Consider the following 12,124-nt stretch of genomic DNA (forward strand, 5'->3'; position numbering starts at 1 on the left):
GGGGATTTCCAATTCTGCATTTTCAATTTTCAATTGGAACAGGGTTCGTTTTGTATAAAAAATAAAAAACTGTAATGATGAAAAAGTATTTTACAATCTTGATGATGAGTGTATTGGTCGCTATTGGTAGTGCGGCAAAGGCTCAATTGGTGAAACAAAATTCAAAGGTGGAAGAGCAAAAACAGTCGAATAGGGACTGGTATAATTGTTCTTTTGAAAAAGACGGTGTGTATGGCGTTGGTGTAAACGAGGCGTATGAATTTTTGAAAGGAAAGAAAGCGAAAGCAAAACCTATCGTGGCACTTATCGGTACGGGTATCGACACGGAGCACGAGGCGTTGAAAGCGAATATCTGGAAGAATCCGAAAGAGAAAGCCGACGGGAAGGATAACGATAAAAACGGGTACGTGGACGACGTGAACGGCTGGAATTTCATCGGGGGCAAAGACGGGCAGGTGATGCCGTCCGTGAACCGGGAGGGAGAACGCGAGTTCTTGCGCCTGAAAGACAAGTACGGGGATATCATGAAAGACGGGGGTAAATTTTACACCTTTGTCAGCGGGAAAAGAGAGGAGTGTGCTACACCCGAGAATATGGAAGAATATAATTACTTCAATTCCGTGGTTCGGGGGGAGTCCCGGTTGTTGCAGGCTTATGGAGCCATAAATTCGGTGTATAATTCCCGGTATTACATGGGGCTGTTCGACCGGGAGGTACGGGCGGTTTCCCTAAAAAAGACAGGATTCACGGTCGAAGATGTCGTGAAGATGTGCTCGCCTAAAACAGCAGAGGATCCCACAAGCCGGGGAATAATGATTGCGGCGTTGCAAATGAGGGCTCATATGATGAAAAATGACGAGTGGGAGCGTAATCGCGATGCTTTTTTGTCGGAGACTTATCTTGCGGATCAAAAAAAGAAATATGAGCAAGCGGTAGCGAGATACGGTAATGACGGGCGTCAAGCGATCGTGGGTGACAATTATCTGGATATAAATGATCGCGCGTACGGGAATAACGTGTTGTTGACTGCGGATGCCGCTATCGGGACGATGATCGCGGGGGTGATTGCCGGACAACGGGATGTGGAAGGACGCAACAATCCCATCGCTGAACAAGCGAGAATTATGACCTTGGTGGTAGAAGCCGGTGCGGGAGAACCTTACTTGAAAGACATGGCTTTAGCGATTCGTTATGCTGTGGAGCACGGGGCTTCTGTCGTGGTATTGCCGCAACAGAACTCGTTGTACCCGGAGGTGCAAAAACAATGGATAAGCGAGGCGATTCGCTATGCAGAACAAAAAGGGGTATTGGTTATCGTCCCCGTGCACGAGATGTCCCGTGACATGAGCGAGGAAACGTTTTTCCCGAATCGTTGGATGGATGGCGGAAAAGAATTGACCAACCTGATGACGGTGGGAATGTCTGACAAAGAAGGAATGCCGTCCGCGAATTCGAATTTCGGGGCGAAGGAGTTGGATATTTACGCCCCGGGGATAAAAGTATTGTCCGCTTGCACGGGAGATATCTACCAGTACGGGAATGGCGTGCCGATGGCTTCCGCCATGGTAGCGGGTGTTGCGGCTTTGATTAAGACGTATTATCCGAAATTGACGGGTAGCCAGATTCGTGATATATTGTTACAGACGGTGACCTCCCGGAAGGGCGTGGAATTGGAAAAGAACGTCACGAGAGGAGGGAAGAATGCCGTAGACCTGTATCTTTTTGAACAATTGTGCCTTTCCGGTGGTATCGTGAATGCTTTGGAAGCCGTGAAAGCCGCTGATAAATTAAGCAAATAAGCTATGAGATACAAGATTATCATTCTATGCTTGCTTTGCGTGAGCGTTTTCCCGTCGATCGCGCAGCAATACAAGGCTGAATTGCCCTACCGGATGGTCGGGGGCAAGATGGTTGTGGAGATGAAATTGAACGGGACTCTACGTTCGTTTATTTTCGACACGGGGGCATCCCGAACTACCTTGACGGGTGAATTTTGTCGGGAGTACGGGCTGGCAGTGACGGATTCCTTGGAAGTGACCGACGCGAACGGGCGCAAGTCATTTTACCCGCTTGTGCAGATCGATAGTATAGAAACCCCCGATAACGTGTTTCGTTTCAAGAATGTGCCGGCGATGAAACTGCCGGAACCGTCGCCTTTGGCTTGTTTTCCGATCGACGGTTTGATAGGGAGCGATTTGTTGGCGCAATCAATCGTGGTGATCGACGGGCAAAAGAAGACCGTGACCATCACCACCGCCGAGAAAGAGTCTAGCGTGTCGCTTCGGAAAATGGCTCGTTTCATGCAAGCGAGAATGCCTGTTATATCACTCCAAGTGGGAAGCGGACACAACATTATTTGCCTGTTTGACACGGGTTGCCCGAGATTTCTTTCATTGAAGGAATCCGATTTCGAGGCATTGCCATCCGGCTCCGCTTATGAATTTTTGTCCGAGGGGCGTAGCGTGGGTTCTATCGGCGTGGGGGGAATAGCCGCGGAGCGTGTTTCACGGCGAGTGAACTTCCCGTTGTTATCCGTGGCGGGGACTAAATTCAAGAACGTGATAGCGGAAACTGCCACGCCTCCTTACACGTTGTTAGGCGTCAAATTACTGGATTACGGTAAGGTGACGATAGATTATCCCCGTGCCCGTTTTTATTTTGAATCCTATAAGCCAGAGAATGAGTTGGGGGAGAAACCTCATAACGTGGGATTGCAGGTGAAAGACGGTGATCTGGTGGTTGCAGCCGTGTGGGGAGATATGAAAGATGTCGTGGAGATGGGCGACAAGGTGCTTAAAATTAACGGGAAGCCTGTCGGGAAATATGATTTTTGCGAGAGCATCCTTAACGGAATCCCGGAATTGAAGGCAAAAAAGAAAACAAAATTGACGATTCAAACTCGAGAGGGGGAGAAAGTGATTATTTATTAAAATCGAAACAAGAGATGAAAAGTAAATTATTCGTGTGGCTTTTGGTGGTCTTGCTCCCCGTGGTATCGTGGGCGCAGGTTAAAAATAACGTTTCCGAGGTAAGAGATTACCGGGTGGTAGACGGGAAAATCATTATAACGTGTGTCGTGAACGGAATGGATGCCGATTTCGTGTTAGACTTGGCAGGACATCCGGCAATATTGCCGGAGTACGTGGAGAAGTTGAATATCGACCCGGGTAGCAATGGAAAACTCCCGTACAGTACGTTCCAGTTCAAAAAAGTACCGACGTCCAAGGTCGTGTCGATTCATTCGATTTCTTTCGGGAATAGCGCTTTCGCTAATGAGCTTGGGGCTTTTATACTGGAAGATGAACCATATCTGCGGGAGTTGGGTGTTGCCGGTGTCATGGGAGGGGCTCTTTTCCGGGGGGTGGTTTTAACCATTGATTCCCGTCGGGAAAAGATAACGATGTCACAGCCTTATCGTCCCGTTTACATGAAATTGGATCATCGCGCGAATGCCAAACTGTTACAAGGCGTCGGGATGGAATGTCCGGTAACGATAGACGGCATGACGTTCTCTTGTATATTGGATACTTGGAACTCGGGATTGGTGGAATTGAACGAGGCTGATTTTGCTCGTCTGAAGGGGGCGTCGGGAAATGCGGTTCCCGTGTATAACGGGTACGGCAAAACTCCGGTATCTAGTCCCGCTAAGGTGGCATCACGATGTGATTTTGTACGGGAATCTTTGCAAGAAATGGTAATCCCCGTGAATGGTTCCCTTCTACGTTCCGTGGTGGGTGCGGGTATATTGAAACACGGGATTCTCTCGGTGGATTTCACTCGCCAGACAATTTATTTCCAACCTTTTGACCTCGTGGAAGTGAAAGATGAGGTGACGGAGAAAAAAGTCAAGCTGGAACCCGGGAAACTGAACGAGATCACGGGCATCTATTTCCGGGAGAACATTCATGATTACAAGAACGGGACGGAGTTCACGTACAAGGGCGATAAGCCGGTTGTAATTGATTTCTGGGCTTCGTGGTGCGGTCCCTGCATGAGATTATTGCCCGTGATGGAGCAATTGGCGGAAAAATATAAAGACCAAGTGATTTTCTTGAAAGTGAATGCAGACAAGGAAAAAGAGTTGTGCAATAAATTTAATATAAACGCGTTGCCGACCTTGTTCTTTTTGCCCGTGAACGGAAAGCCTATTGTTGAAATCGGGGCAGATCCCGAGAAATACGAGAAGATTATACAAGAGCGGTTGCTGAAATAAGTGTTGGCGATAGTTAGTGGAATGTTTATTCCTTTCTAAAATATATTTTTAGAGGGTTAATAGTTTGTGCTAAAAGTCCGTCCGTGAGGACGGATTTTTTCTTTATCAGGTGACCTGAGTGTTCGATTGAATTTTTCTTGATTTTCTCTCTCGGTTGAGGTGAATTTATGGTGTATTCAGTCATATAACTATTATTTAAAATGATAATATAATACATTTACTATATATTAAATTTTAATCAAATTCAATTAAAATACTATTATTATACCTTTGTAATAGGAGATGAATAGGAATTGAATGGGAGTTGAATAGGAGATGCTATAAAGCAAGTATAAAGTAGATACATGAAAAATTATAATTATTTAGCTTATTTCACTTTTTTCATGTCTGTATTGGAAGAGGTGTACGAGCATTTTGTTTGTTATGGAGAATGTTTTATATTTGTCGGGAATCCAATGAAGAGAAAGAAAGGGAGTATAATTTGATGCGGGAAGAAATTTACCGGGAACTATTTCTGGCTATACAGGAATTACCGGATCGTAGCCGAGAGGTGTTCGAGTTACACTTACAGGGAAAAAAGAACGAGGAAATAGCCGAAGTGCTTGCTATTCAAGTGAAAGCGGTGAAGGTATACAGGAGAGATTCCATTACTTTTTTGAAAAATCGTTTAGGAAACAAGTTCTGTTGGTTCATATTCATGCATGTAATTTAAAATTGTAATCTGTTATCGGATAAAGAAAAAGTTTTAACTTTGTGGGAGAAATAAGTGGGGATAACGGTGTAGGCGAGTAGTATGATTTGTAGTAAAAGCGTGAAAGATAATGGGGAGACTCGTGATGGACAGGCGGATTTGCGATTTGTTGAATGCTCATGACCAAAAAGGGATGGTGCTTCTGTTCGAGGCTTATTATAAATCCTTGGTTTCATGGGCAAATACCTTTTTGAATGATTTGGATTTGGCAGAGGATGTTGTTCAAGAGTTTTTCATCGCATTATGGAATCAGGAAATACATCGGGAGTTGAAACCGGATACGCTTGCCTCGTTTTTACGGGTGTTGGTACGTAACCGGTGTTATAACCGGATGGTGAAACGGGATGTTTTCAACCGTTTCGTGGGGTTGGAGCGAATTGAGTGTATATTTGAAGAATATGATGATTCCCGGGATCGCATGGTGTCGAAAGTGATGGCCGAGATTGCTCTCTTACCCCCTCGTAGTCGTGAAATTTTGAATTGCGTGTTTGTCGAGGGTATGAAATACCGGGAGGTGGCGGAACGGTATGGAATATCTGTTTCAACGGTAAAAACTTTGTTGGGTACGTCCGTGCGCAAGTTGCGGGAGCGTATGGGACGGGAAGGATTTGCCGATTTTTTACTTTTCTATTGCCGGTATTGTTAAATTTTTGGATTCGATTCATTTTTTTTGAAAAAGCACTAGACTTTTTTATTCTCTTTTTTGTACTAAGTATGAAAAATGAGAAGAACTATGGAGAAGTTAAGATTAAATAAGGAAACAGAAAGTCAATTGATAGCCTATTTTAATGGAGAGTTGGACGGGGAGGAAGAAAAAAAGTTGGGTGAATGGATAGCTGAAAATCAAGAAAATAGAGAGGCTTGCGAGGCGTTGTTGGAAGATTATTTGCGAATACGTTGGGCGCAGGAAAATGCCAGTATCCAGGAAGAGCGGGCAAAGAAGGTGATTTTCTCGTCTTTAAAGAGGAAGCGGAAACCGTGGTTGTATTATTGTGCGGCGGCGTCTGTGATATTGTTGTTTGTTTGTGTCGGGATTTTATTCACGAGGGAAAGGAAGGAGGTGTTGCCGCAAGGTGCGGTTGACGTGGAAATAAAGTCGGTTCATCCGCGGGCTGTTTTGGTGTTGTCATCCGGGGAGCAAGTGGAATTGGCTTCATCGCGGTTGGAAATACAGGAGCGGGATGGGTTGATCGTGAAAGTGGATAGCGGCAGGGGGATTCGCTATGATTCGTTGGCTCCGGAGTTGATTGAAAAGGTGGAGTTGATTTATAATAAAATTGTTGTTCCGCGAGGGGGTGAATATTTCGTGACGTTGAGTGACGGGACAAAGGTGTGGATGGATGCCGAGTCGGAATTGGAGTATCCGGTTAATTTTAGCGCGGATTGCCGGGAAGTAAAATTGAAGGGAGAGGCTTATTTTAGCGTGACGAAAGATGAGGAGAAGCCTTTTTACGTGCGCTCCGGGGAGTATTCCGTGCGGGTTTACGGGACGGAGTTTAACGTGAACGCATATAATCTGCAACGGATTGAAACGGTTTTGGTGGAAGGCTTGGTTGGTTTCAGGCTGAACGCCTCGTTGCCGGAACAGATGTTGCAACCGAACCAGTTGGCTTTAGTGAATATGGAGACGGGAGAGTGTGAGATTCGTGAGGTGGATATTACGCCGTACGTGGCGTGGAAAAATCAGGATATCGTGTTCGCGAACGAGCGTTTGGAATCGATCATGGAGAAGGTGGCGCGTTGGTATGATGTGGTCGTGTTTTTCCAGAACGAGGGGTTGAAGAATTTGCGATTCGATTGTAATATGCGGCGTTACGCGAATATTGAGGATTTGCTTTTCTTTTTGGAGAAGACTTCCAACGCTTGTTTCGCGATAAACGGAAGGACGGTGGTCGTGAGTAAAAAATAAGTGATGAATAGATTGAGCCCTTTTCATCACTTACGTTAAATAAATAGATAGGTTCCCTTGTGTCGCACCTATCAAGTATTAATAGTTCAATTACAAATGTATGAAAAAAAGAGAAATCATGTGCCATATTTTTGATAAGGCACATAAAAAAAATTGGATGATCATGAGATTATGTGTCATTTTTGTGTTTTTTCTGGAGTTCACGACTTTTGCCAATGGAGTGGCACAAGAGCAAGTCATTAGCTTGAATTTGAAAAACGTGAGTTATTACGAGTTGTTCAGTGAGATTCACAAACAGACGGGTTTGCGTTTTATTTACAACACGAACCAGTTGGAAAAGATGTCACTGATAGATGTTCAAGTGTACCGGAAAAAGGTTGCCGAGGTACTGAACGATGTGTTGGCGAATACGCCTTTCACGTGCTTGTTCGACAAGGAGGTGGTTATGTTGATTCAGCGGGAGAATGAGGACAAGAAGGGATTCCGGATTGTAGGGAAGGTTGTGGACGAGCAGAAAGTGCCTATGCCGGGGGTGACGGTGAAGGTCGGGGGGACAACCTTGGGAACTGCCACTAATGTTAAGGGGATGTTTTCGTTGTTGTTGCCTATTCAAAAAGGAACGTTGGAGTTTTCTTTCGTGGGGTATAAAACGTGTAAGCTGGAGTTCACGAAAGTGACGAAAGACACGTTGCTGATCGTGATGCAGGAGGATGTGCAGGCGTTAGACGAAACAGTTGTCGTGGCATACGGGACGACAACCAGAAGGGAGTCTACCGGTTCTATTTCCGTGGTTAAAGCTGATGAATGGAAGGGAATACCTTCGCCAAGTATTGCGAATTTGCTACAGGGGCGTGTTGCCGGATTGGACATCACGAATATGTCCGGGGCTCCCGGTAGCGGCGGTACGGCAATCACGATTCGGGGGTACAATTCTTTGGATGTGGAACAGGGACGTCGTTTTTCTAACCCGCTGTGGGTGGTAGATGGGGTGCCGATGAATACTTTCACTTCTCCTATTACCGGAACGAATTTGTTGGCAGAGATTAATCCGGATATGATCGAGTCGGTACAGGTGTTGAAGGATGCTTCTTCCGCGGCTATTTACGGTTCCCGTGCGGCGAATGGAGTGATTTTGGTGACCACGAAGAAAGGGAGAAACAGTCAAAAGGCAACTTTTTCGGCAAATGTTTCCCAGTCGTGGAATATATTGCCTAAATTACCGCAAGTAACAATTGGGCGAGCGGAACGGGATTTCCGGTTGAAGGCATTAAGAAATTATCGGGTAGCTTATTTGGACATGGAAACGTACCGGTATAAATATCCGACAACTTTATTGGAATGCTATTTGCACAATAAGGGACGTTTGGATTATTTCTTTTCCGCACAAACTTCTGATGCAGACGGAATGTTTTTGCAGGATAGTTTGAATCCGTTCTATAATAATTCAACGAATTTTTTCCCGGTTTATTTTGAAAAGGCAAAAATCACGAATGCTAATGTGCAGACTTACGGGGGATCGGAGAATATGAATTATGCTATCGGGTTGGGGTATTATGATGAGTCTGGTATATTGAAGGGAACCGGATTTAACCGGGTGGATTTAAATTCCACGTTGAACGTGAAGCCAACGAAACGTTTGGATGTAGATTTGCGATTCACGGCTTCTTTGACTAACCGGAAGCGGGGGGAGAAGGTGGATTTTCTAGGATATAGTCCCGTGATTGAAACTGTGCCGGGAGATCCGTATGAATTGTCTTCTTTGTATCCGGGGAAAGGTACTGAAGTATGGAATTATATTTTGGAAAAATTGAGTGGCACGAAAGAGAAAAATCGTTCAATTCGTTTGCGTACGAATTTTAAGTTAGGATATGAAGTGCTCGACGGATTGAATTTATCCAGTTCTTTTGCGGCAGATTATTCGGTTCACCGGAGAAATTATTTTTCTCCATCTTATTTAAGTGATGAAGGGTTTTCTATGTCTATTGGGGAAACGGGAGTGAATTTGATGGTGTTGAGTGAAAGTTTACTTTCTTATAATAAAACAATTCGAGAAGATCATAACTTGAATTTTGTTGCAGGATTTTCTTACCAGTACGATCAGATGGAGTATAACGGGGGATCGGCAGAGAATTCTCCTAGTGATAAGATCTATTATGCTCCGTCGGGAATGCCGGAATTGATTAAAAAAGATTATGATTCAGGGGGTGAGATCGTGATAGGACCGGGTACGACTGATTACAGGGCTTTGCAACATTATCAATCGGATATGCAGGAGAAAGTGTTAGTTTCTTATTTTGCCCGTTTGGAGTATAATTATAAAAAGAAGTATTTGCTTTCTGCCAGTTTCAGACAGGATGGAAGTTCGGTATTCGGGAAAAATAATAAATGGGGAACGTTCCCTTCTATTGCGGCAGGTTGGTCGTTCTCCGAGGAACCTTTTATGGAATGTTTTTCTTCTTGGTTTAATTTCGGTAAAATTCGGGCAAGTTGGGGAAAATCTGGAATGCATTTTGACGAACCGTATTTGGCACTAGGGTTAATGAGAGTTGGTGGAAATTCATTCCAAGGTAACGGAGTTATTGTTCCACAGTATAGTAACGGACTTTATAACGAGGATTTGTCATGGGAAGAGACTGACCAGTATGATTTCGGGTTGGATTTGGATTTCTTGAATTATCGTTTGGGTATCACGTTTGATTATTATTATCGTTATTCCGACAAGAAGTTGATGCCGGTTGCTCTGCCGGGGGATCATAATGGATATGGTACACAATGGCGTAATGCTGCCGCTGTTTCTAATGAAGGAGTTGAGTTGCTGGTGAAATACGAGGTATTTCGACGTTCCGATTTGTATTGGAAAGTGTCCGTGAATGCTGCAAAGAATTGGAATCGTTTCGAGAAGTCGTATGACGGGAAAGATGTTCCTGCTTATGGTTGGATTATTGGTAAATCGTTGAATGGTATTTATGTGGGAAAGACGGATGGATATATAAATTCACAAGACGAGATGCCGATATATTATAATGCGGGAGGTGTAGGTACTTATTATAATGCGTTTCGTGATCGGTACTATAAACCGGGTGATTATAAATTGGTCGACGTGGATCGAAGTGGAGGTTGGGAAGGAAGTCCAGATGATATTTACGCTGGGAGTGCTTTGCCGGAAGTTACGGGAGGTATTGTCAGCGAGTTACGTTGGAAAAATTTTGATTTGAATTTATCGATGGCGTTTCAGCTGGGACGGCATATGATAAATTTGACAGAGCCGAACGCCGTGGCGACAAATGATGGACGAAAATTGGTACATCCGTTATTGTTTGATGTTAATAAAGTGACATTTTGGGAAAAACCGGGTGATAACACGGATTATCCGATGTTGCAATACGATCATGGTGTGGGTAATTTCATGGGAGAGCTGGATCGTTTCGTGGAGAAAGTGAATTGGTTGAAATTGAAAACTGTGACACTGGGATATAATTTACCGGATAGATGGATGAAACGATGTGGGCTGGAACAAGTGCGTGTTTTTGTTAGTGGTGAGAATTTGTTTACAATCACGAATTATTCCGGATTGGATCCTGAGATCGTGTCAATTAATACGGGTATTGATAAAGGGATTGGTTATCCTTTACCCCGGAAGTACACCTTAGGTTTAACTGTAAAATTCTAAGATTATGAAGTATAAGATTATATATTTGTTATTTGTGTTGATGGTAACATTTGCATCTTGTGAGGATGTATTGGATGTTTCTCCTCAAAATTCATTGACTTTCAGGAATGCTTTGGAAACGGAGAAGGATTTGGAAGGTGCTTTAGCCGGGGCTGGGAATTACATGAGGAGTATGGCGAATATGAATATGAGTTGCCAGATTTTGAAAGGGGTTTATATGGATAATGATTTGTATGGTAATTATACATCAGAAAGAACGCTTGCCCCGGACGGAGGGGAAACCGATCCGGTGGGTTGGGATCGTTATTATGTGATCATTGCTCAATCTAATGTGGTTTTACATTTTGCGAATCAAGTGAAAATGCCGGATGCCCGAAGAAAAATATACATGGGACAAGCTTATTTTTATAAAGCCTTTGTCTATTTGGAATTGCTGCGGCGTTGGGGGGACTGTATTTTGGTAAAAGATGATGTGAGTTTGGAGCCACAAGGGCAATCACCTTGGACGGAAGTTTGTGATTATGCTATTGAATTGGCTCAGAAGGCTGTCGACTGTTTACCGGAGTTCCCGTACGTGACGGATCATTTGGGGAAAGCTCCGCATTATAAATCTACTCCTTGCAAGGGGGCCGCTAACGCTTTGTTGGCTCATCTTTGTGCATGGAAAGCCGGTGGAAAATATTTTGCGGTGGATCAAAATTATGACGAGCAAGCATTGTGGCGCAGGGCGAAAGCTGCATGTGATAGTATTATTAATTCAGGGATTTACGAGTTGGAAGATTCTCCGGAATTAGTTTGCACTTCTGCTTTGGTTGGAGATAGTAAGGAGTGTATATATGAGACCGTGTACAAGGATCTTTGGCATGAGATGTCGGTAATGGATAGAAGTCAAGCGTTTTGTTTGGCAGATTGGTTCCAGTCTTTTCCGGTTGTACCCAATAGTACACCCTATGATGCTTTAGATGTATCTTGTCAAATATATTTGTCAGAAATGGAAAAGATGTTCCCAGGTGATGACGAGAGAAGGAATGCTTATTTTTATAAGTTTGACATTTATAATTGTTCCGATAGTCTGGAAACGACACAAGGATTGGCTTATCCTTACAAATGGCGGAATCCTTACGTGGAAACCAGTGGTCATCAAGCCGGAGAAATGATAAATTACAATCAAAATAAAGTTTGGTGGCGTTTGGCGGATATTATTTTGTTGCGGGCGGAGTGTGCGGCTCGTTTGGGAGACAATGCCACGGCGATCGAAGATATAGATCGTGTGCGAGAGAGAGCGAATGCAAAATTGTATGATGTTTCCGAATACGGTGGGGATGTTCGCTATGCTGTATTTAAAGAACGGGAGAAGGAGTTGTTATTCGAGGGGTATCGTTATTATGATATCATTCGTAACGGTTATCATAAAACGGAATTGGAAGGAGGTTTCCAGACAGCATCGGAGCAGGATTTTAAAGATGGAGCATTTTTCTTGACTATTTATGTGACTTCGATGGAAAATAATCCTGCAATACGACAGAATAAGTATTGGGTAAAATACATGTAGACTGATGATCTTTATATTTAAAATTTATG

8 protein-coding genes are annotated in these 12,124 nt (G+C 43.9%); all 8 read left to right on the forward strand.

Annotated elements, in window-relative coordinates:
• Positions 1–101: 101 nt before the first annotated feature.
• Positions 102–1,799, forward strand: coding sequence for a S8 family serine peptidase (locus tag CS948_RS09350; protein ID WP_255301975.1), 1,698 nt, complete (start codon positions 102–104; stop codon positions 1,797–1,799).
• A gap of 3 nt (positions 1,800–1,802) precedes the next feature.
• Positions 1,803–2,930 (forward strand): retropepsin-like aspartic protease, encoded by a 1,128-nt coding sequence (locus CS948_RS09355; RefSeq protein WP_099291416.1) that lies wholly within the window; start codon positions 1,803–1,805, stop codon positions 2,928–2,930.
• Between the two features lie 14 nt (positions 2,931–2,944).
• The gene (locus tag CS948_RS09360; RefSeq protein ID WP_099291417.1) at positions 2,945–4,213 is read left to right on the forward strand and encodes a co-chaperone YbbN; all 1,269 of its coding nucleotides are present in this window, start codon (positions 2,945–2,947) and stop codon (positions 4,211–4,213) included.
• A 430-nt stretch (positions 4,214–4,643) separates the two neighbouring features.
• A complete protein-coding gene (locus CS948_RS09370; RefSeq protein ID WP_099291419.1) occupies positions 4,644–4,925 on the forward strand; it encodes an RNA polymerase sigma factor in 282 nt (93 codons plus the stop codon).
• 109 nt (positions 4,926–5,034) lie between these two features.
• Positions 5,035–5,610: an RNA polymerase sigma factor gene (locus tag CS948_RS09375; RefSeq protein WP_099291420.1), complete on the forward strand. Its 576-nt coding sequence runs from the start codon at positions 5,035–5,037 to the stop codon at positions 5,608–5,610.
• Positions 5,611–5,697: 87 nt separating this feature from the next.
• Positions 5,698–6,873 (forward strand): FecR family protein, encoded by a 1,176-nt coding sequence (locus CS948_RS09380; protein WP_099291421.1) that lies wholly within the window; start codon positions 5,698–5,700, stop codon positions 6,871–6,873.
• 100 nt (positions 6,874–6,973) lie between these two features.
• On the forward strand, positions 6,974–10,543 hold the full coding sequence (locus CS948_RS09385; RefSeq protein WP_255301936.1) for a SusC/RagA family TonB-linked outer membrane protein: 3,570 nt from the start codon (positions 6,974–6,976) through the stop codon (positions 10,541–10,543).
• A gap of 4 nt (positions 10,544–10,547) precedes the next feature.
• Positions 10,548–12,095 (forward strand): RagB/SusD family nutrient uptake outer membrane protein, encoded by a 1,548-nt coding sequence (locus CS948_RS09390; RefSeq protein ID WP_099291423.1) that lies wholly within the window; start codon positions 10,548–10,550, stop codon positions 12,093–12,095.
• Positions 12,096–12,124: the final 29 nt, after the last annotated feature.

The sequence above is a fragment of the Butyricimonas sp. Marseille-P3923 genome (genome assembly GCF_900184685.1).
Taxonomy (GTDB): domain Bacteria; phylum Bacteroidota; class Bacteroidia; order Bacteroidales; family Marinifilaceae; genus Butyricimonas; species Butyricimonas muris.